Here is a 21,192-nt window from a genome sequence, read left to right as displayed (position 1 = left end):
ACGGAATCAGGAACAGGAGCCCGTGATTTCCGCCGTGGCGCGCGCCAGGATGGCCGCGATGCGCCGCTGTTCCTTGGGCGCGGCGTCGGTGCGTTCGAGCAGCGCGCGCTTGAGCGCCTGGCGGGCCTCGACGAATTCCGGCAGCCAGCCGGTGGCGGCGTCCTCGCCCTCCGGGCCGGTACTGCGCGGCTGGCCGCTCCAGGCCTGGCGCATCCAGTCCATCTTGCGCGCCACGTGCTTGAACTTGTTGAACATGAGCGACAGGCGCTCGCGGTTGGCGTCCAGGCGCTCGCGCCCCGCCGGCGCCAGGTGGTAGCGCTTCTTGGCGCCGGCCTGCTCGACCGTGGCGTAGCCCAGCTCTTCCAGATAGGTCAACGCCGGATAGACCATGCCGGGGCTGGGCGTGTAGAAGCCGTTGCTGAGCGCGCCCAGCGCCTTGATGAGTTCATAGCCGTGGCTGGGGTTCTGTTCCAGCAGGCCCAGCAGCATCAGCTGCAGGTCGTCGCCCGAGACCTTGCGGCTGCGGTTCCAGCCGCCGCCGTCGCCGCCCAGGCCGTCCGGCTCGCCGCGCCCGCCGGGCGGGCCGGAGAACCAGTCGCTGCCCGCGCCGGCATGGCGCTGGTGATGGGCGTGGCGGCCGTCGTGGTCTTGCGGCCGCACGGCCTCGTGAGGCTTGTTCCGCGCGCGGCGCGGGCCGCGCGGGAACGCGGTCAGGAATTGGGGTTGACGCATGGGACCTCCTCGGAACGTATCTTACGATATATATCGTACGATATAATTCCGATAGGCCTTCCGTCAAGCCCGGGGCGCGGACGCCCTATCCCGCGGCCAGTTCCCGCGCACGTTGCCGGGCGCAATGCACGGCCCGGGCGATCGCCTCGGCCACGCCGGCTTCGCGCATGTGCGACAGGGCCGCGTGGGTGGTGCCGCCCTTGGAGGTGACGCGGTCCTGCAGCTCGGACAAGGCGGTGTCTTCGGCGGCGGCCAGCGCGGCCGCGCCGCGAAACGCCGATACCGCCAGCCGGCGCGCTTCGGCGGGCGCGAAACCCAGTTCGACCGCGCCCTGCTCCAGCGCGGCCATGAAATGGAAGACGTAGCCCGGCCCGCTGCCGGTCACCGCGGTGACGGCGTCGATCATGGCTTCGCTGGCGGTCCAGATGCGTTCGCCCACCGCCGCGAACAGGGCGTCGGCCAGCGCGCGTTCGCGCGGCCCGCAGGCCGGCGTGGCGTACAGACCCGTCATGCCCAGGCCCACCTTGGCCGGCGTGTTCGGCATGGCGCGCACGATGCGAGCATGGCCGCCCAGCCAGTCCGACAGCGCGGCCAGTTCGACGCCGGCCGCGATGCTGACCACGACGGCCTCGGCCGACAGATGACGCCGGACCTGCGCGCAGGCCTCGCGCAGCACCTGCGGCTTGGTGGCCAGCACGCACAGCGCGGCGTCGCCCAGGCCGGGACCGGGCAGCTCCACGCAGGCCAGGCCGCGCGCGGCCAGGGCCTCGCGCGTGGGCGCGTAGGGCTCCACCACCAGGAAGTCTTCCAACGCCCTGCCCTGGCCGAGCAGGCCGTCGATGATGGCCGAGGCCATGTTGCCGCCGCCGATGAAAACGATTTTTTCGCGCATGGATGTTCCGATGAAGGTTGCAGGCGTGGAGCTCAGCGCCGCCGCACCGCGCCCGCGTTCAGGGCGTCGATGCGGCTGCGGCCCAGCAGCCTGAGGGTGTTTTCGAGTTCGGTGCGCAGAATCGCCAGCACCTCGTGCGCGCCGGCCGGCCCACGGCCCGCCAGGCCGTACAGCGGCGCGCGGCCCAGCAGCACGGCGCGCGCGCCCAGCGCCACCGCCTTGGCGATATCGCTGCCGCGGCGCACGCCGCCGTCGACCATGATTTCCAGCGAGCGTCCCAGTTCGGCCGCCACCTCCGGCAGGATTTCCAGCGGGCATGGCGCGCTTTCGAGCTGGCGGCCGCCGTGGTTGGACAGGACGATGCCGTCGACGCCGCGCGCCCGGGCGCGGCGCGCGTCGGCCAGCCCCTGGATGCCCTTGATGACGATGCGCCCGCGCCAGACGCGGCGCAGCCAGGCGACGTCGTCCCAGCTCAGCGCCAGGTCCATCTGGCGGCTGAGCGCCGAGGCCTGTTCGGTGATGTTCTCGCGCGCGTTGGAGCTGACGGCCAGGTTCTTCAACTGCGGGCCGCCGTGGCGCAGCATGCGCCAGCACCAGCCCGGATGCGCGGCCAGGTCCAGCAGCAGGCGCGGCGACGGCCGCAGCGGCAGCTTGAATCCGTTGCGCTTGTCGTGGTCGCGGTTGCCGTGGACCGGCACATCCACGGTCAGGAACAGCACGGTATAGCCGTTCTGCCAGGCGCGGTCCATCAGGTGCTCGGCGATGCGGCGGTCGCGCTGCACGTAGAGCTGCAGCCAGAGCTCGCCGGAGGTCGCCGCGCGCACGTCTTCCAGCAGGGAAGTGGACGCGGTCGACAGCACGAAAGGCAGGCCGGCCCGGTGCGCGGCGCGCGCCAGGTGGACGTCGGCGTCGGGCCAGAACAGCCCGTTCAGGCCGGTGGGGCCGACGGCGGCCGGCATGGCGGCGGTGGCGCCCAGCAGCGGCGTTTCCAGCCGGCATTCGGAGACGTCGACCAGCACGTCCGGGCGGAATTCCAGCGCGGCGTAGGCCGATGCGTTGCGCGCCATCGTCAGGCCGTCCTCCGCCCCGCCTTCGAGGTAATCGAACGCCAGCCGGGGCAGGCGTTTTTGCGCGTGGCGCCGGTAGTCCATCACGCACGGCAGCATTGCAGTTCCTTGTTTTCCATGGCCTGGCGGTGTTTAAAATAAATCGAATACAGAATAATATAATTGTATTTCGATCATTTTGAGCGCCGCAATCCGGATCGCCACTAATCCGCGGTTACGCCCGGCGCACGGGCCTGGGCGAGCGACGCGCTAGCCTAGGACATACCCTAAAATCAATTGCAATTCGATTACTTAAATCGAAAAGCAATTTAAGTAATCGTATGCTGTGCCCGAACGCGCTGGGACTCCAGCGCCCATCGGGACCACAGACATGACCAACGGCAACACCCTGCTAGACGCGCTGACCCAGGCCCTGGGCGCGGACGCCATCCTCCACAGCGAAGCCGACATGGCCGGCTACACCGAAGACTGGCGCGGCCGCTACAAGGGCCCGGCGCTGTGCGTGGCGCTGCCCGGCAACACGCAGCAGGTGTCCGAGGTGGTGCGCCTGTGCCACGCGCACGGCGCGCCGGTGCTGCCCCAGGGCGGCAACACCAGCCTGTGCGGCGGCGCCGTGCCCGCCGCCAGAGGCCGCCCGCCCGTGATCGTGAACCTGGCGCGCATGCGCCGCGTGCGCCGCGTGGACGCGGCCAACAATTCCATGGAAGTCGAGGCCGGCTGCGTGCTGGCCGCAGTGCAGGAAGCGGCGGCCGCGCAAGGCCGGCTGTACCCGATCAGCCTGGGCGCGGAAGGCTCGTGCCAGATCGGCGGCACCATCGCCACCAACGCGGGCGGCACCGGCGTGCTGCGCTACGGCAACACGCGCGACAACATCCTGGGGCTGGAAGTGGTGCTGCCCGACGGCTCCATCTGGGACGGCCTGACCGCGCTGCGCAAGAACAACACGGGCTATGACCTCAAGCACCTGTTCATCGGCGCCGAAGGCACGATGGGCATCGTCACCGCCGCCGTGCTGAAGCTGCATCCCCTGCCCAGCGCGCACGCCGTGGCCTGGCTGGCGCCGGACAGCCCGCAGGCCGCGCTGGACATCCTGGGCCTGTTCCAGCGGGCCTGCGGCTCGCGCCTGTCGGCCTTCGAAATGATCGACAGCAACCAGCTGGACGTGGTGATGGCGCACGTGCCGGGCCGCAAGAATCCGCTGCCCGGCGCCCATCCCTGGCACGTGCTGGTGGAACTGTCCGACACCGGCGACGACGCCGGATTGCAGGAACTGCTGCAACAGATCCTGGAGCAGGCCGCGTCCCAGGGCCTGTTGCACGACGCCGTGCTGGCCGCCAACGGCGCGCAGCGCGCCGCCCTCTGGGAAGTGCGCCACAGCGTGTCGGAAGGCAACAAGAAGGCCGGCGTGGGCCTGACCACCGACACCGCCGTGCCCGTATCCGCCGTGCCGCGCTTCATCGACGAAGCCACCCGGGCCGTGCGCGAACTGGCGCCGGGACTGCCGGTGCTGATCGTGGCGCACCTGGGCGACGGCAACGTGCACTTCATTCCGTTTTTCACCTTCGATGCCTGGAACGCGCTGCCCGACCGCGACGCGATGGCCGCCGCCGTCCGGCGCGCGGTCAACGACGTGGCCGCGGCGCTGGGCGGCACCTTCAGCGCCGAACACGGCGTGGGCCGCAGCTCGCTCGCCGAAATGGCGCACTACAAGTCGCCGGTGGAGCTGGCGATGATGCGCGCGATGAAACAGGCTTTCGATCCCGCCCAGCTTTTCAACCCCGGCCGCTTGCTGCCTTGAGCCGTTCTCAATCCGTAGGAGCCTTCCATGAAACCGATCTCCCATAACGCCTCGCGCCGCAACGCGCTCAAGACCGTGGCCGCCGGCGCCGCCGCCCTGGCCATGCCCATGATCTGGACGCCGTCGCGCGCGGCCTCCAAGCGCATCGTCGTGCGCGACGACGGCGGCATCTACAGCAAGGCCTACGGCGCCGTGTTCTACCGCCCGTTCACCGAGGCCACCGGCATCCAGGTGGTGGGCGTGCAGGCCAACGCCGAGCCCACCGCCCAGATCCGCAGCATGGTGGAGACCGGCAACTACACCTGGGACATGGCCAAGATCAGCCAGCCCGCCATCCTGATGCTGACCGAAGGCGGCAAGGTCTACCTGGAAAAGCACGGCCTGGAATCCGACCCGGTGGTGGCCAGCATTCCCAAGCAGTACATGTCGCCGTATGGCGTCGGCAACAACGTCTATTCCACCGTGCTGGCCTACCGCAAGGATGCGTTCCAGGGCCGCCGTGCGCCGGCGTCGTGGGCCGACTTCTGGGACGTGAAGAACATCCCGGGCCGCCGCGGCCTGCGCAAGCATCCGTTCGACACCATCGAGGAAGCGCTGATGGCCGACGGCGTGCCGACCGACAAGGTCTACCCCTGCGACATCGACCGCGCCCTGGCCAGCCTGGACAAGATCAAGCCGGCGGTGGAGGTGTGGTGGAACACCGGCGCCCAGGTCGAGCAGATGCTGGGCTCCGGCGAGGTCGACATGATCGCCACCTGGGTGTCGCGCGCGCAATCGGCCATCGCCAACGGCGCGCCGGTGGAGATCGTGTGGGACCAGAACATCTGGGGTTGCGACAACTGGTCGATCCTCAAGGGCACGCCCAACGCCGACGCCTGCCGCGAATTCATCAAGTTCGCCTCGGACCCCAAGCGCCAGGCCGCGCTGGTCGAGTATTTCGCGGCCGGCGTCACGCAGCCCGCCGCCTTCGACCACATCAAGCCCGAGGTGGCGCGCAATTGCCCGACCCACCCCGACAACATCAAGACGGGCCTGCACATCAACGCCGCCTACTGGCTGGAGAAGCAGCGCGACGTCATCGAGCGCTTCAACGGCTGGGTCCTGAAGTAATCCCTACCTCGTCGAACATCATGTCCTCCTCCAATCTGCAAATCTCGGGCCTGGGCAAACGCTATGGCGACTTCGTCGCCCTGGCCCCCACCCACCTGGACGTCGCACGCGGCGAATTCCTGACGCTGCTGGGGCCGTCCGGCTCCGGCAAGACCACCCTGCTGAGCCTGATCGCGGGCCTGGCCCAGCCCGACGAGGGCCAGGTGCTGATCGACGGCGTCGACGTGACCTACGGCGCGCCGTACGAACGCGACATCGGCATGGTGTTCCAGAACTACGCGCTGTTCCCGCACATGAGCATCGAAGAGAACATCGCGTTCCCGCTGAAGATGCGCAAAGTGCCGGCGGCCGAAGCGCGCCGCCGCGCGATGGAGGCGCTGGAGATGGTGCGCCTGCCGCACGTCGCGGCGCGCCTGCCGCGCGAACTGTCCGGCGGCCAGCAGCAGCGCATCGCGCTGGCGCGCTGCATGGTCTACCGCCCCGCCATCATCCTGATGGACGAACCGCTGGGCGCGCTGGACAAGAAGCTGCGCGACCAGATGCAGCTGGAGATCAAGCGCATCCACCGCGAACTGGGCACGACCATCGTCTACGTGACGCACGACCAGGAAGAGGCGATGACCATGTCCGACCGCATCTGCCTGATGAACGGCGGCGCGATCGAACAGCTGGGCACGCCGGCCGACCTGTACTTCCGCCCGCGCACCCTGTTCGTGGCCGACTTCCTGGGCGAATCCAATCTGCTGCGGGGCGTGGTCGAATCGGCGGATGGCGACACCGTCTCGGTCAGGCTGGAACACCAAGGCGTGACCGGCCCCGCGCTGTCCAATGGCGCGCCGCTGCGCGCCGGCCAGAAGGTCACCGTGATGCTGCGCCCGCAGAACCTGCGCGTGAGCGCGGCCGGCGACCAGGGCCCGGCCCTGGACGGCAAGCTGCTGGACGTCATGGTCACCGGCAGCCTGACCAAGCTCTACCTGGACACGGGCGTGGCCGACGCGGCGCCCATCGTCGCCGCCCATCCGACGCAGCGGCAGGCCGAGCAGTACGCCATCGGCCAGCCGTTGTCGGTCAGCTGGCAGGCCGCCGACGCCGTCGCCATCCCGGAGTAAGCCCATGACGACCCTCGCCACTCCCCGCAAGCGCATGGGCCAGGGCCGCCGCCACTTCCTGATGGCGGCGCCGCTGGTCGTGCTGCTGCTGGTGCTGCTCATCTACCCGGTGGGCCAGCTGCTGCTGTTGAGCGTCTACGGCGACCAGGGCTTTTCGCTGACGCAGTACCAGCGGCTCTTCGACTCGTCCGTGTACGTGAACGTGCTGCTGATCACGCTGAAGATCTCGCTGTGGACTACGTTCTTCTCGGTGGTCGCGGGCTACCCCGTGGCCTACCTGATCTCCAGCCTGTCGGCGCGGCGCAAGACCTCGCTGCTGTTCTGGGTGCTGCTGTCCTTCTGGACCAGCTTCCTGGTGCGCACCTTCGCCTGGGTGGTGCTGCTGGGACGCAACGGCGTGGTCAACCAGCTGCTGCAGGCGCTGGGCATCCTGGATGCGCCGGCCAACCTGCTCTACAACTTCGGCAGCGTGCTGGTGGGCATGGTGCACGCGCTGATGCCGCTGGCGGTGCTGACGATGCTGTCCGTCATGGAAAACATCGACCGCAACCTGCCGCGCGCCGCTTCCACGCTGGGCGCGCGTCCCGGCACGGCGTTCTGGAAGATCTACTTCCCCTTGTCCATGCCCGGCGTGGCCGCCGCCGCCATCATGGTGTTCGTGACCGCCATCGGCTTCTTCATCACGCCGGCCCTGCTGGGCGGGCGCAAGGAAACGATGATCACCCAGATCATCATCGACCAGGTCCAGCAGACCATGAACTGGGAATTCGCCGGCGCGGTGTCGGTGCTGCTGCTGGTGGTGGTGCTGGTGGTGTTCGCCATCTACGACAAGGTGCTGGGCCTGTCGACCATGACCGGCGCCGCCTCGACCCGCGTGCGCGCCTCGGGCCGGGCGGGCCTGGGCCGGCGCGCCGGCGACGCGGCGCTGACGCTGCTGGCCGACGTCTCGGACCGCCTGTTCGGCCTCCTGCCCGGACGCCTGCGGCGCTCGGTGTCGGGCACCGGCCAGTCGCGCACGCTATGGTGGATCGTGCTGCTGGTGCTGGCCTTCCTGTCGGCGCCGGCCTTCCTGATGATCCCGCTGTCGTTCGATGCCGGCTCGGGCCTGACCTGGCCGCCCAAGGGCTTCTCGCTGCAATGGTACGAACAGATGTTCACCTCGCCCGTGTGGATGCAGGCGATCACCCGTTCGCTCATCGTCGGCGTGGGCACCGGCCTGCTGGCCATGCTGATCGGCACCCCGGCCGCGTTCCTGCTGGTGCGCGCCAACATGCGCGGCAAGTCGGCCATGCTGGCCTTCGTGCTGTCGCCCATCGTGGTGCCGCGCATGATCATCGCCGTGGGCATGTTCTATTTCTTCGCCCGCGTCGGTCTGGTGGGGTCGGCCGTCGGCCTGATCCTGGCGCACACCGTCGTCGCCGTGCCCTACGTGGTGATCACCATGATGGCCGTGCTGCGCAACTACGACACGCGGCTGGACCTGGCGGCGCAAAGCCTGGGAGCCAGCCCCTGGGCCACGCTGCGCTTCGTCACCTTCCCGATCCTGGGCGCGGGCCTGATGTCGTCGTTCCTGTTCGCCTTCGCCACCTCGTTCGACGAACTGACCATCGCCCTGTTCGCGTCTGGCGGCCTGAACGCCACGCTGCCCAAACAGTTCTGGGACGAAGTGACCCTGCAGATCTCGCCCGTGATCGCCGCGGTCTCGACCTGCCTTTTCATCTTCATTGCCGTGCTGATCTGGCTGGCCGACCGGCTGCGCCGCCGCAGCCTGGCCAACTGATCCGCGCCCGTTTCACCTAACTGGATAGGTTTCATGCTGAACGCAACCCGACTGCGCGGAGTCTTCCCCGCCATCCCCACCCCCGTCAACGCCGACGACACCATCAACGCCGCCGCCGCGCAGGCCCTGATCGCCTACCTGCTCAAGCAGGGCATAGACGGCATCGTGCCGCTGGGCGGCACCGGCGAATACGGCGCGCTGGCCCGCGCCGAACGCATCCGCATGTGCAAGCTGACCGTGGACGCCGTGCAAGGCCGGATTCCGGTGATCCCCGGCGTGCTGGACCCGGGCTTTCACGACGCGCTGCAGGCCGGCCAGGAATTCGCCGACGCCGGCGCCGACGCGCTGATGGTGCTGACTCCCTACTACACCACCCCCACCCAGGCCGGCATCCGCGAGTACTTCCTGCGCTACGCCGACGCCTCGCCGCTGCCGGTGATGATCTACGAGATCCCCTACCGCACCCGCATCGCCATCGCCCCCGAAGTGCTGCACGAACTTTCACGCCACGAGAACATCATCGGCATGAAGGCCTGCAACACCGACATGTACCACTTCCTGCGCACCGTGGCCGGCGTGGACGACTCCTTCGCCGTCTTCAGCGGCGAAGACACCCTGCTCCCCGTCCACCTGGCCGCCGGCGCAAAAGGCGGCATCGTCGTCACCGCCAGCCTGCTGCCCACCGCCTGGCGCAAGGTCTACGAACTCGCCTCCCAGGGCCACACCCGCGAATCGATGGCACTGCACCGCCGCCTGATCCCCCTGATGAACCTGGCCTTCGCCGAAACCAACCCCGGCCCCATGAAGTCGGTCATGGACCTGATCGGCGTAAACGCCCCCGAAGTCCTGGCCCCCCTGGTCCCCCCCGCCGACGGCCTGCAGGCCGCGCTGCGCAAGGAACTGATTCCGCTGCTGAAGGAATTCGAGGGCATCAGCGCCTAATCCCTTACGCCTCCCGCCCAAACCAACCCACCACGGATGCCCATGACAGCCGCCCGCGCGGCAGCCATGGGCGACCTGCGAAGAAAAACCTACCTCGAATAAGCCGAAAACTTGGACTTGGAAATAGAAGTCGCCGCCACCTGCACATGAGGCGCCAACTCGGCCTCCACCCGTGCAACCGTCCACCGAGTCGTAGGCACGGCAATATTGATCGCAGCCACCGCCAACCCCCGATGATCGATCACCGGCGCCGCCACCGAAATATCCCCCAGCACCGTCTCGTTCACGATGATCGCGTACCCCTTCTCGGCCACGCGCCGCACCCGCTCCAGCAGCTTCTCCGGGTCCACCTCGGTATAAGGCGTAATCGGCTCCAGCCTGGTCTGCGCCAGGATCTCCCGCCGCTGCTCTTCCGACAGCCGTGACAGGATCGCCGTCCCCGACGCCGTGAAATAGGCCGGCAGCCGGCTCCCCACCGCGATATCCACATTCACCAGGTGGTGCCCCGGAAACCGCGCCACGAACACGATCTCGTGCCCGTCGAGCTCCTGCAGATTGGTGGTCTCGCCCAGCGTGCGGCTGATGTCCAGCAGATACGGCGAGGCCTTGTCGATCAGTTCGTTGGCGCGCACATAGTTGTACGAAAACTGCAGCACCTTCGGCGTCAGCCCGTAATTGCGCGTGTCGGGAATCCGGCGCAGATAGCCCAGCGTCTCCAGCGTATAGACCAGGCGCTGCGTCGCGCTGCGGTCCAGGCCCGACGCGCGGGCGATGTCGGCCAGCGTCATATGGCGCTTCGGACCGTCGAACGCATGCAGGACCTGGAAGGCCTTTTCGGTGGAGCCCACGAAGAGCGACGACCGGGTCTCGGTCGCCGCCCGCGTTTTTTCCGTATCGGCAGGGGGTTGATTGCGCACAGGAAACAGCCTATTCGAGTTCTAGGGATGCGGCGCGAGAAATCACGCACGGCCGATCGGGCCATGCGCAGTGCGCTAATATTAATTGTAATTCAATTATTAATAGCAGATTCCAATCAGTTTCCCTATCCGGCCGGGTCCTCCAAGGGCACGCCCGGCTGCGACGCCGAACGGGTGCCGGCCACCGGATGACAGGACTGCGGATGGTAGGTGTGCACCACCGACAGCTTCACTTGCTCGCTGCGGTTGCCCTGGGCGGCGTGCAGCGTGCGGCAATGGAAGAACACCACGTCGCCGGCCTGCAGCGCCGGACAGACCGCGCGCGCGATCCACTCGGCGTTGCGCGGCTCGTCGTCGCGGAAGAATTTCTGGGCGTCGAACTGCTCCGGCGCATACGAAGCCGCGTGCGATCCGGGAATGAAGGAAAGCCCGCCGTTCTCGCGGGTTTCCGGCCCCAGCGCCAGCCAGCAGGACACCAGGTCGGTGTCCGAGAACGACCAGTAGCGGATGTCCTGGTGCCAGCCCGTCAGGCTGCCATAGGCCGGATGCTTGGTCATCACGCAATTGTGGTGCACGGTGGACAGCACCGGCGTTTCGCCGAAATAGCGCCCCAGCCATCGTCCGATGCGCGGATCGGTGGCCCAGCGCGCGAACAGCGGATCGCGCGCGTAGGCGCCCAGCAGCCGCCTGACGGTCAGCCCGCCCTCGGCGGCGCGCGATTCGGGCGCGCCCGGATAGCGCAGGTCGGCCTCGTATTCGATGGGCGCGACGTGGTCGCGCAAATGGCGTTCGGCCACGGCGCGCAGCGCCGCCACCTGTTCGGGGCTGGCGAACCCGCGCAGCACCACGAAGCCCTGCTCGCGCAGGACGGCGATCTGATCATCAATCAGTAATCCAGACATGTCGATCCTCAACCCGCATCACGAGCCGCAAGGCGTCTGCGTACCGGACAGGCGCCGGCATGCGCGGGGACGGCTAGATTACCAAAACCGCGTCCTAGGCCGCCGGCGGATTCACCCGGGCCGCGTCGCGCTCCTGCACCTCATGGTGCACCCATTCGCGCCATACGGCCACCAGCAGGGCCATCAGCACCGGGCCGACGAACAGGCCGACGATGCCCATGGTCTTCACGCCCCCCACCAGGCCGAAGAAGGTCGGCAGGAACGGCAGCTTGACCGGCCCGCCCACCAGGCGCGGACGCAGGGTCTTGTCGACGATGAAGAGTTCCACGCTGCCCCACACCATCAGCGCGATGCCCGCCACCACGTGGCCCGAGCCGACCAGGTACAGCGACACCAGCGTGAACGACAGCGGCGCGCCGCCCGGAATCAGGGCCATGAACCCGGTGACCACGCCCAGCAGCACCGGCGAGGGCACGCCCGCGATCCAGTAGGCGATGCCCAGCACCACGCCCTCGCCCAGCGCGATCAGGCCCATGCCGGTGACGGTGGAGTTGATGGTGGCCGGCACCACGCGCGAAAAGCGCAGCCAGCGCGCCGGCAGGATGCGCTCGCCCAGCACGTCGAGCTGCGCCACCATGCGGGTGCCGTCCTTGTAGACGAAGAACAGCGTGATCAGCATGAACAGCACGGTCAGCAGCAGCTGGAACACGTTGCCCGTGGCCGCCAGGATCATGCGGTAGATATTGCCCAGGTGCTCGCCGCTGACGGCCTCGACCAGCGCGCCCAGCGCGTGGGGCTCGCCGATATAGGTCGTCCAGTACTGGCCCAGGCGTTCGCCCACCACCGGCATCGAAGTGATCCAGGCGGGCACCGCCACGCCATGCCGGTTGGCCGCGATGGCCCAGGCGAAGAAGGCGCTGGCTTCCTTGATGGCGTAGGACAGCGCCAGCGACATCGGCACGATCAGCACCACCACCACCATCAGCAGCGCCAGCGAGGCGGCCAGCGTGGTGCGTCCGCCGCAGCGCGCCACCAGCCGCTGGTACAGCGGCCAGCTGGCCAGGCCTATGATCAGCGCCGCCAGCGCCGGCACCAGGAAGCCGCTAAGGAAATACACCCCCGCCAACAACACGAGCAGCAAAAGCCAACGGGCGATCAGGTAGGCGGGAAGTACGGGCTGCATGGAGCGGATCGACAGTAAGTTGTAAGGCTCAGACTGTCGGACTATACAGACGTTTCGTGTGATACGAGGGACACAAGACCTGTATTTACTACGGGGTTACCCGTGCATACCGGGGCGGAACCGGCCTGCGGCGCCGCCCCGCGCCCGCGTTTACAGGGCGTATTCCGCCGCTTCCTCGCGCGCGCTGCGCCGGCGCGCCGGCGTGGCCGGCAGGGGCGCGCCCATAGCGGCGATGGCCTGCGAGGCCTGGCCGCGCGCATAGATGCCGCAGTGGGCGGCGGCGGGATCGTTTTCGTCGCGGCCGCTCAGCAGCGGGCAGCCGGCGAACAGTTCCGCCACCCAGTCGGAAAACGCGCGCACCTTGGGCGAGAGCTGGCGGCTTTGCGGATACAGCACCGAAATCGCCGTGGCGCTGGGTTTCCATTGGGGCAGCACCTCGATCAGTTCGCCCGCCTGCAGGTGCGGCAGCGCCATGAAGCGCGGCACCTGGATCAGGCCGAAGCCCTTGAGCCCGCAATCCAGGTAGGCGCCGGATTCGTTCACGGCCACCACGCCCTTCATGTCGACTTCCTGGTGCTTGCCGTCCACGTTGAAGTCCCAGGCGCAGTTGCGTCCGGTGCGGCTGGAGAAGTAGTGCACCGCCTGGTGGTCGCGCAGGGCTTCGATGGTCTGCGGCAGGCCGTGGCGCGCCACGTAGGCGGGCGCGGCGCAGGTGACGGTCTGCAGCGAACCGATGCGGCGCGCCACCAGGCTGGAGTCTTCCAGCTCGCCGCCGCGGATCACGCAGTCCACGGCCTCCTGCACCATGTCGACCGGACGGTCGCTCAGGCCCAGCACCAGCTCCACGTCGGGGTACTTGTCGTGGAAATCGCACAATGCGGGAATCAGGATGAGCCGCCCGATGGCCGTGGGCACGTCGATGCGCAGCCGGCCCTTCAGGCGCAGCGCCGCTTCCTGGAAACAGGCCTCGGTTTCTTCCACGTCGGCCAGGATGCGCACGCAATGCTGGTAATAACCGGCGCCGTCCGGCGTCAGGCCGATACGGCGCGTGGTGCGGTTGAGCAGGCGCACGCCCAGCAGGCGTTCGAGGTTCTGGATGATGGTGGTGACGGTGGTGCGCGGGAGCGAGAGGCTGTCGGCCGCCCGGGTGAAGCTGTTGGCGTCCACGACGCGCACAAACACCTGCATAGCCTGAAAGCGATCCATGGCGGCGGTGTCCTTGGGATAGACAAAAGGGGGTGCGTGCAGCATAACCCGATTTCGCCGCCGATTAGTCGTTTATGCCGACTAGTGTTGCCGAAACATACGGGTTTATCCGCTGTCGCAAAACACTCAGAATGCAAACCATCTTGAAGTGCCCTTGCCGCCCGGCTCCCCCGCCCGGCACCCCGTAAGGGCATGTCGCTCCTCAGTTTCCGGCCATCGCAATGACCGCCTTTCCCCGGGCGCCACTGCCTGGAAGACGCGACAGCGTCTCATGCTGCACCGCAGCATAGATACCGGCTCCCGAGGGGCGGCATTGCCCAGGGAACGCCGCAAGCCGCCTCCCGTTCCGCAGGCGCCCGGCAGGCACTCCGCCCCGATACCACTTGAGGAAACACCATGCTTTCGCGTCATCGTATTGCTGTGCTCGCCGTTTTCGCAGCCGTCATCGCGGCCGGCGGCGGTTATGCCCTGTTCCGCGCTCCCGCCGGGGCCAACGCCGCCCAGGCCCAGGCCGCTCCCACGGCCACGCCGGTGGAGGTGGCCGAGGTCGTCAACAAGACCATCGTGGACTGGCAGCGCTATTCCGGCCGGCTCGAAGCCATCGACCGCGTCGACATCCGCCCGCTGGTGTCCGGCACGCTGACCGCCGTGCACTTCCAGGACGGCAGCATCGTCAAGAAGGGCGACGTGCTGTTCACGATCGACCCGCGCCCCTACGAGGCCGAAGTCAACCGCGCCGCCGCCGCCCTGACCGCCGCCAAGGCCCGCGTCTCCTACACGGCCAGCGAACTGGCGCGCGGCCAGCGGCTGCTGGCCGACAACGCCATCGCCCGCCGCGACTTCGAGGAAAAGCAGAACGCCGCGCGCGAAGCCGCGGCCAATCTGCAGGGCGCGCAGGCGGCTTTGGACTACGCCAGGCTGAACCTGGGCTACACCCGCATCGAGGCGCCGGTCGACGGGCGCGTGTCGCGCGCCGAAGTGACGGTGGGCAACGTGGTGGCGGCCGGCGCCGCCTCGGTGCCGCTGACCACGCTGGTGTCGGTGTCCAAGATGTACGCCTCCTTCGACGTGGACGAGCAGACCTTCCTGCGCTACGTGAATCCGGTGCGCAACGGCGGCGGCGGCGGCGCCGTGCCCGTGGAGCTGGGCCTGGCCAACGAGGAAGGCTATTCGCGCAGCGGCGTGGTGCATTCGGTGGACAACCGCCTGGACGCCACCTCCGGCACCATCCGCGTGCGCGCCGAGTTCGACAACGCCGACGGCTCGCTGCTGCCGGGGCTGTACGCCCGCGTGCGCCTGGGCGGCAGCGAACCGCGCGAGGCCGTGCTGATCGACGAACGCGCCATCGGCACCGACCAGGACAAGCGCTACGTGCTGGTGCTCGACGACAAGAACCACGCCGTCTACCGCCAGGTCAGGCTGGGCGCCAACCAGGACGGCCTGCGCGTGGTCGATTCCGGCTTGGCCGCCGGCGAGCGCATCGTCGTCAACGGCCTGCAGCGCATCCGCCCGGGCGACGCCGTCACCCCCACCGTCGTCCCCATGAACGTGGCCCAGCGCAAGCCGGTCGCCACCGCCTCGGCCGCCCGCCAGTAAGCGGCCCGAACCATCAGGCGCAACGAGAACGTCCATGAATATCTCGAAATTCTTCATCGACCGGCCGATCTTCGCCGGCGTGCTGTCCGTCCTGGTGCTGCTGGCGGGCCTGCTGGCCATGTTCCAGCTGCCCATCTCCGAGTATCCGGAAGTGGTGCCGCCGTCGGTCGTGGTGCGCGCGCAGTACCCCGGCGCCAACCCCAAGGTCATCGCCGAGACCGTCGCCTCGCCGCTGGAGGAATCCATCAACGGCGTCGAGGACATGCTGTACATGCAGTCGCAGGCCAACAGCGACGGCAACCTGACGCTGACGGTCAACTTCAAGCTGGGCGTCGATCCCGACAAGGCCCAGCAACTGGTGCAGAACCGCGTGTCGCAGGCGCTGCCGCGCCTGCCGCCGGACGTGCAGCGCCTGGGCGTCACCACGGCCAAGAGCTCGCCCACGCTGACGCTGGTGGTGCACCTGATCTCGCCCAACGACCGCTATGACATCACCTATCTGCGCAACTACGCGATCCTGAACGTCAAGGACCGCCTGGCCCGCATCTCGGGCGTGGGCGAAGTGACGGTGTGGGGCTCGGGCAATTACTCCATGCGCGTCTGGCTGGACCCGCAGAAGGTGGCCCAGCGCGGCATGACCGCCGGCGAGGTGGTGGCCGCCATCCGCGAACAGAACGTGCAGGTCGCCGCCGGCGTGATCGGCGCCTCGCCCACGCTGGGCGACGTGCCGCTGCAGCTCAACGTCAATGCGCGCGGCCGCCTGCAGACCGAGGACGAATTCCGCGACATCATCCTGAAGACCTCGCCGGACGGCGCCGTGACCTACCTGTCCGACGTCGCCCGCGTGGAGCTGGACGCCCAGGAATACGGCCTGCGCTCGCTGCTGGACAACAAGCAGGCCGTCGGCATGGGCATCATGCAGTCGCCCGGCGCCAACGCGCTGGACGTCTCCACCAAGGTGCGCGCGGCCATGGCCGAGCTGGCCCAGGACTTCCCGCCGGGCGTGGAATACCGCATCGAATACGACCCCACCCAGTTCGTCAGCGCCAGCATCGAGGCGGTGGTGCACACCCTGCTCGAAGCCATCGCGCTGGTGGTGCTGGTGGTGATCCTGTTCCTGCAGACCTGGCGCGCCTCCATCATCCCGCTGCTGGCCGTGCCGGTCTCCATCGTCGGCACCTTCGCGCTGCTGCTGATCTTCGGCTACTCGATCAACGCGCTGTCGCTGTTCGGCATGGTGCTGGCCATCGGCATCGTGGTCGACGACGCCATCGTGGTGGTCGAGAACGTGGAGCGCAACATCGCGGCCGGGCTCACGCCGCGCGAGGCGACCTACCGCGCCATGCGCGAAGTCAGCGGGCCCATCATCGCCATCGCGCTGACGCTGTGCGCGGTGTTCGTGCCGCTGGCCTTCATGACCGGCCTGACCGGGCAGTTCTACAAGCAGTTCGCCATGACCATCGCCATCTCGACGGTGATCTCGGCCTTCAACTCGCTGACGCTGTCGCCGGCGCTGTCGGCCATCCTGCTCAAGGGCCACCACGAGAAGCCCGACTGGCTGACCCGCGGCATGAACCGCGTGTTCGGCCGCTTCTTCGACTGGTTCAACCGCATGTTCGGCCGCGCCTCCGAATCCTACGGCACCGGCGTGGCCGGCGTGATTCGGCGCAAGGCCGGCGCGATGGGCGTGTACGCCGTGCTGGTGGCCGCCACCATCGGCGTCTCGTACCTGGTGCCGGGCGGCTTCGTGCCCGCGCAGGACAAGCAGTACCTGATCGGCTTCACGCAGCTGCCCAACGGCGCCTCGCTGGACCGCACCGACGCGGTGATCCGGCGCATGAGCGACATCGCCCTGAAAGAGCCCGGCGTGCAGAGCGCGATCGCCTTTCCCGGCCTGTCGATCAACGGCTTCACCAACAGCTCCAGCGCCGGCATCGTGTTCGTGATGCTCAAGCCCTTCAACGAGCGCAAGAGCGCCGCGCTGTCGGGCGACGCGATCGCGGCCTCGCTGAACCAGAAGTTCGCGGCCATCCAGGATTCCTTCATCGCGGTGTTCCCGCCGCCGCCGGTGATGGGCCTGGGCACGCTGGGCGGCTTCAAGTTCCAGATCGAGGACCGCGGCGCCGCCGGCTACGCCGAATTGGACCGCGCCAAGGCCGCCTTCCTGGCCAAGGCGCGCCAGACGCCCGAGCTCGGCCCGGCCTTCTCCAGCTACGAGATCAACGTGCCGCAGCTCGACGTGGACCTGGACCGCGTCAAGGCCAAGCAGCTGGGCGTGCCCGTGACCGAAGTGTTCGACACCATGCAGATCTACCTGGGCTCGATGTACGTCAACGACTTCAACCGCTTCGGGCGCGTGTTCCAGGTGCGCGCGCAGGCCGACGCGCCGTTCCGCGCGCACGCCGACGACATCCTGCAGCTCAAGACCCGCAACAACGCCGGCGACATGGTGCCGCTCTCGTCGCTGGTCACGGTCAAGCAGACCTTCGGCCCCGAAATGGTGGTGCGCTACAACGGCTACACCGCCGCCGACATCAACGGCGGCCCGGCGCCCGGCTACTCGTCCGACCAGGCGCAGGCCGCGGCCGAGCGCGTGGCCGCCGAGACCCTGCCGCGCGGCATGAAGATGGAATGGACCGACCTGACCTACCAGCAGATCCTGGCGGGCAACGCCGGCCTGTGGGTGTTCCCGATCAGCGTGCTGCTGGTGTTCCTGGTGCTGGCCGCGCTGTACGAAAGCCTGACGCTGCCGCTGGCCGTGATCCTGATCGTGCCCATGAGCATCCTGGCCGCGCTGACCGGCGTCTACCTGACCGGCAACGACAACAACATCTTCACGCAGATCGGCCTGATGGTGCTGGTGGGGCTGTCGGCCAAGAACGCGATCCTGATCGTGGAATTCGCGCGCGAACTGGAGATGAACGGCCGCGGTCCGCTGGAAGCCGCCATCGAGGCCAGCCGGCTGCGCCTGCGCCCCATCCTGATGACCTCCATCGCGTTCATCATGGGCGTGGTGCCGCTGGTGCTGTCCTCCGGCGCCGGCTCGGAAATGCGCCACGCCATGGGCGTCGCGGTGTTCTTCGGCATGCTGGGCGTGACGCTGTTCGGCCTGTTCCTGACGCCGGTGTTCTACGTGCTGCTGCGCACGCTGGGCGGCAAGCCGCTGCACTCGGCCGCGCCGCACGAGGCCCCCGTCTGCGTGCCGCACCTGGACCCGCAAGCGCCGCCGGCTCCGCAGCCCCACGCCTGAGTTCTCAAGAGATTAGCCATCATGATCCAAAGACTGACCCGCGGTTCCGCCCTGCTTGCCCTCCTGCTCGCGCTGGCCGGCTGCGCGGTGGGCCCGACCTACGAGCGGCCCTCGGCCGCCGTGCCCGCGGCCTACAAGGAAGCCGCCCTGCCCGCCTCCGAGGCCGGCACCTGGAAACCCGCCGAGCCCTCGGAAGAGGCGCTGCGCGGCGCCTGGTGGAAGGTATTCAACGACGAAGGCCTGAACCAGCTGGAAGAAGAAGCCCAGCGCGCCAACCAGAACCTGCAGGCCGCCGCCGCGCGCCTGACCCAGGCGCGCGCGCTGCAGCGCGAAGCCCGCTCGGGCTTTTTCCCCACGCTGGACGCCGCCTTCGGCCCCAACCGCCAGCGCCCCTCGGCCGTCTCGCAAGGCCTGCCCGACGGCGCCGACACCAGTCCGGTGACCACCTGGCGCGCCCAGGGCATGGTCTCTTACGAGGCCGACCTGTTCGGCCGCGTGGCCTCGACCTACGACGCCGCCAGCGCCGACGCCCAGCAAAGCGAAGCGCTGTACCGCTCGGTGCTGCTGGCGCTGCAGGCCGACGTCGCCACCACCTACTTCCTGGTGCGCGAACAGGACGCCGAATCGCAGCTCTACCGCCAGACCGTCAAGCTGCGCATGGACACGCTGCAACTGATCCAGCGCCGCTACGACGCCGGCGACATCAGCGAACTGGACCTGGCCCGCGCCAAGACCGAACTGGCCAGCGCGCAATCGGAAGCGCTCGGCATCGAACGCCGCCGCGCCGCGTCCGAGCATGCGCTGGCGGTGCTGCTGGGCCGCACGCCGTCGGAATTCACCATGCCGCCGCAGCCGATCCAGAAAGTGGCGCTGTCCATCCCGGCCGGCCTGCCGTCGGCCCTGCTTGAGCGGCGCCCCGACATCGCCGCCGCCGAACGCGCGATGGCGGCCGCCAACGCCCGCGTCGGCGCGGCCAAGTCGGCGTTCTTCCCGCGCCTGGACATCACCGGCGCCTTCGGCTATGAGTCCTCGGAACTGGGCAACCTCTTCCAGTGGTCCAGCCGCACCTTCCTGCTCGGCCCGCTGGTCGGCGCCGCGCTGTCCATGCCGATCTTCGACGGCGGACGCCGCCAGGCCGGCCTGGACCGCGCCCGCGCCGTCTACGAGGAAGACGTCGCCAGCTATCGCCAGACCGTGCTCAACGCCTTCCGCGAAGTGGAAGACAACCTGGCCAACCTGCGCATCCTGGCCGACCAGACCCGCGCCCAGGACGCCGCCGTCGAATCCGCCGCGCGCGCCGCCCGGCTCTCGCACACCCAGTACCGCGAAGGCTCCATCAGCTACCTCGACGTGATCGAAGCCGACCGCAGCGTGCTGCTGCAACAGCGCGTGGCGGTGCAGCTCAGCGGCGAACAGGCGCGCTCGGCGGTAGGCCTGATCCGCGCCATCGGCGGCGGCTGGGACAACCCCGTGCCGCCCGAGCAGGTGGCGGCGAAGTAGGCGCGAGCGGTCGGTCCGGGTCGAAAACCAGCAATCCCTTTTTGGCAAGACGATCCAGGTCTTTTTTAGCAAGCACCTTTATCCGACCGATTCGTCATCGCCTGGCTGTGACCCGGCTAAATATGACCGCCAAACACTGCCCGGCTGAGGCAACATCGGATTTTGCAGACATGGAGAGCGCAGCATGACTGAGACATTCACTGAATTCGACCCCGCCGACTACCTCGCCAGTCCCGAGGCCATCGTGGAGTTCATGACCGACGCCCTGGAAACGGGCGACGCTGGCTATATCGCCAAGGCCATGGGTGTGGTCACGCGCGCCAAAGGCTTGCCGTCATGAAGGCGCTGGGAATCGACATGGCCGTGCGCCCGCAGGGCATTTGAAACCCAGTCCGGGTCGCGCAAACGGCGCCGGGACGGGTTTCTCACAGGAAAGACTCAAGGTAAAATTCTGCACAGAATTCTGTAAACACTGTTCAAGAGGTGGATCATGGCCTTTTCTGCTCGCGATGTGGTGCCATTCACCCAGGCCCGCGCCAATCTGTCCGAGTTGGCTGAGCAGGCCAAGGCGGGCGCCGAGAAAATCATCACCAAGAACGGCGAAAGCTACGTCGCGCTAATCGACTCCAACCGACTGGACTACTACCACCGGTTGGAGCGCGAGCGTATCCACCTGCTAATGATCGAAGATGCCAAGCGCGGTTTGGCGGATATTGAGGCAGGACGCACGCACGAAGCTGACACCGCCATAGCTCGCCTTCAGCAGCGCCGCGCCGAAACCGGCAAAGCGGCTAAAAAGCGTGGCTGAAAAGGCTTACCGGGTCGAACTGACCACCAGCTTCCTGGAGCGGCTGGAAAGCATAGAAGCATTCCTGGTCGATGCAGATGCCGCATTTGCATTCGATCACTTGCTCAACGAACTTCGCACCACGGTCATCCCAAACCTTGCGCGATTTCCGCGCGTCGGTCGGCGTTATTTGGACAATCCACCTCAGTCCGCCGAAGCGCTGGCTCAACTTGCTGCCTTACCGATGGGCGCCGCAGATGCGCTACGCGAATACCTGCATGGCGACTACCTGCTGCTTTACGCATGCGTCGAGGCCGATGCCACGGCGTACCTGCTGTCCATTCGTCACCATCGCCAGCTTTCCTTCGATTTCGCCCGGCTGTGGCCAAGCTCGACCTGACCGCCCGACACGTTCCCGCAC

Annotated in this window: 18 protein-coding genes; 11 read left to right on the top strand and 7 right to left on the bottom strand. The window is 68.0% G+C overall.

Annotated features, from left to right (window positions below; genetic code table 11):
* Positions 1 to 6 precede the first annotated feature (6 nt).
* The 3 genes from AC1M14_RS02620 to AC1M14_RS02610 all read right to left on the bottom strand — a co-directional run bounded on the left by AC1M14_RS02620 (position 7) and on the right by AC1M14_RS02610 (position 2,790).
* On the bottom strand, positions 7 to 732 hold the full coding sequence (locus tag AC1M14_RS02620; RefSeq protein WP_479730908.1) for a PadR family transcriptional regulator: 726 nt from the start codon (positions 730 to 732) through the stop codon (positions 7 to 9).
* Positions 733 to 817: 85 nt separating this feature from the next.
* Positions 818 to 1,624 (bottom strand): pyrroline-5-carboxylate reductase, encoded by an 807-nt coding sequence (gene proC / locus AC1M14_RS02615; RefSeq protein WP_479730907.1) that lies wholly within the window; start codon positions 1,622 to 1,624, stop codon positions 818 to 820.
* A 32-nt stretch (positions 1,625 to 1,656) separates the two neighbouring features.
* On the bottom strand, positions 1,657 to 2,790 hold the full coding sequence (locus AC1M14_RS02610; protein ID WP_479730906.1) for an alpha-hydroxy acid oxidase: 1,134 nt from the start codon (positions 2,788 to 2,790) through the stop codon (positions 1,657 to 1,659).
* A 271-nt stretch (positions 2,791 to 3,061) separates the two neighbouring features.
* Here AC1M14_RS02610 and AC1M14_RS02605 point away from each other — a divergent pair, with 271 nt between their 5' ends.
* Genes AC1M14_RS02605 through dapA form a run of 5 tightly spaced genes read left to right on the top strand, consistent with a single transcriptional unit; the run spans position 3,062 to position 9,430 of the window.
* Positions 3,062 to 4,489 (top strand): FAD-binding oxidoreductase, encoded by a 1,428-nt coding sequence (locus tag AC1M14_RS02605; RefSeq protein WP_479730905.1) that lies wholly within the window; start codon positions 3,062 to 3,064, stop codon positions 4,487 to 4,489.
* A 27-nt stretch (positions 4,490 to 4,516) separates the two neighbouring features.
* Positions 4,517 to 5,599 (top strand): ABC transporter substrate-binding protein, encoded by a 1,083-nt coding sequence (locus AC1M14_RS02600; protein ID WP_102773367.1) that lies wholly within the window; start codon positions 4,517 to 4,519, stop codon positions 5,597 to 5,599.
* A gap of 20 nt (positions 5,600 to 5,619) precedes the next feature.
* Positions 5,620 to 6,708, top strand: a complete 1,089-nt coding sequence (locus AC1M14_RS02595) for an ABC transporter ATP-binding protein (RefSeq protein WP_479730904.1) — start codon at positions 5,620 to 5,622, stop codon at positions 6,706 to 6,708.
* 4 nt (positions 6,709 to 6,712) lie between these two features.
* On the top strand, positions 6,713 to 8,488 hold the full coding sequence (locus AC1M14_RS02590) for an ABC transporter permease subunit (RefSeq protein ID WP_102773365.1): 1,776 nt from the start codon (positions 6,713 to 6,715) through the stop codon (positions 8,486 to 8,488).
* A gap of 33 nt (positions 8,489 to 8,521) precedes the next feature.
* Positions 8,522 to 9,430, top strand: a complete 909-nt coding sequence (gene dapA / locus AC1M14_RS02585; protein WP_479730903.1) for a 4-hydroxy-tetrahydrodipicolinate synthase — start codon at positions 8,522 to 8,524, stop codon at positions 9,428 to 9,430.
* An 89-nt stretch (positions 9,431 to 9,519) separates the two neighbouring features.
* On the opposite strand, the gene AC1M14_RS02580 is transcribed toward dapA, so the two are convergent.
* The 4 genes from AC1M14_RS02580 to AC1M14_RS02565 all read right to left on the bottom strand — a co-directional run bounded on the left by AC1M14_RS02580 (position 9,520) and on the right by AC1M14_RS02565 (position 13,638).
* On the bottom strand, positions 9,520 to 10,347 hold the full coding sequence (locus tag AC1M14_RS02580) for an IclR family transcriptional regulator (RefSeq protein WP_102773363.1): 828 nt from the start codon (positions 10,345 to 10,347) through the stop codon (positions 9,520 to 9,522).
* Positions 10,348 to 10,472: 125 nt separating this feature from the next.
* Positions 10,473 to 11,249: a phytanoyl-CoA dioxygenase family protein gene (locus AC1M14_RS02575; protein WP_479730902.1), complete on the bottom strand. Its 777-nt coding sequence runs from the start codon at positions 11,247 to 11,249 to the stop codon at positions 10,473 to 10,475.
* A 94-nt stretch (positions 11,250 to 11,343) separates the two neighbouring features.
* Complete coding sequence (locus AC1M14_RS02570; RefSeq protein WP_209164671.1) at positions 11,344 to 12,432, bottom strand: AI-2E family transporter; 1,089 nt, start codon at positions 12,430 to 12,432, stop codon at positions 11,344 to 11,346.
* Positions 12,433 to 12,582: 150 nt separating this feature from the next.
* Positions 12,583 to 13,638: a LysR family transcriptional regulator gene (locus tag AC1M14_RS02565; RefSeq protein WP_102773537.1), complete on the bottom strand. Its 1,056-nt coding sequence runs from the start codon at positions 13,636 to 13,638 to the stop codon at positions 12,583 to 12,585.
* Positions 13,639 to 14,034: 396 nt separating this feature from the next.
* Here AC1M14_RS02565 and AC1M14_RS02560 point away from each other — a divergent pair, with 396 nt between their 5' ends.
* From AC1M14_RS02560 to AC1M14_RS02535, 6 genes are all read left to right on the top strand, one after another.
* Positions 14,035 to 15,234 carry an efflux RND transporter periplasmic adaptor subunit gene (locus AC1M14_RS02560; protein WP_102773360.1) on the top strand — a complete coding sequence of 400 codons (1,200 nt, stop codon included), beginning with the start codon at positions 14,035 to 14,037 and terminating at the stop codon, positions 15,232 to 15,234.
* Positions 15,235 to 15,268: 34 nt separating this feature from the next.
* The gene (locus AC1M14_RS02555) at positions 15,269 to 18,484 is read left to right on the top strand and encodes an efflux RND transporter permease subunit (protein WP_102773359.1); all 3,216 of its coding nucleotides are present in this window, start codon (positions 15,269 to 15,271) and stop codon (positions 18,482 to 18,484) included.
* Between the two features lie 21 nt (positions 18,485 to 18,505).
* Complete coding sequence (locus tag AC1M14_RS02550; protein WP_479730901.1) at positions 18,506 to 19,984, top strand: efflux transporter outer membrane subunit; 1,479 nt, start codon at positions 18,506 to 18,508, stop codon at positions 19,982 to 19,984.
* A gap of 184 nt (positions 19,985 to 20,168) precedes the next feature.
* A complete protein-coding gene (locus AC1M14_RS02545) occupies positions 20,169 to 20,324 on the top strand; it encodes a helix-turn-helix domain-containing transcriptional regulator (RefSeq protein WP_479730900.1) in 156 nt (51 codons plus the stop codon).
* 150 nt (positions 20,325 to 20,474) lie between these two features.
* On the top strand, positions 20,475 to 20,792 hold the full coding sequence (locus tag AC1M14_RS02540; protein ID WP_479730899.1) for a type II toxin-antitoxin system Phd/YefM family antitoxin: 318 nt from the start codon (positions 20,475 to 20,477) through the stop codon (positions 20,790 to 20,792).
* The gene (locus AC1M14_RS02535; RefSeq protein ID WP_479730898.1) at positions 20,785 to 21,171 is read left to right on the top strand and encodes a type II toxin-antitoxin system RelE/ParE family toxin; all 387 of its coding nucleotides are present in this window, start codon (positions 20,785 to 20,787) and stop codon (positions 21,169 to 21,171) included. Before AC1M14_RS02540 ends, AC1M14_RS02535 begins: the two co-directional genes overlap by 8 nt.
* Positions 21,172 to 21,192: the final 21 nt, after the last annotated feature.

Source organism: Achromobacter sp. SX5 (assembly GCF_056711425.1).
This window is presented reverse-complemented; position numbering and strand designations above follow the sequence as displayed.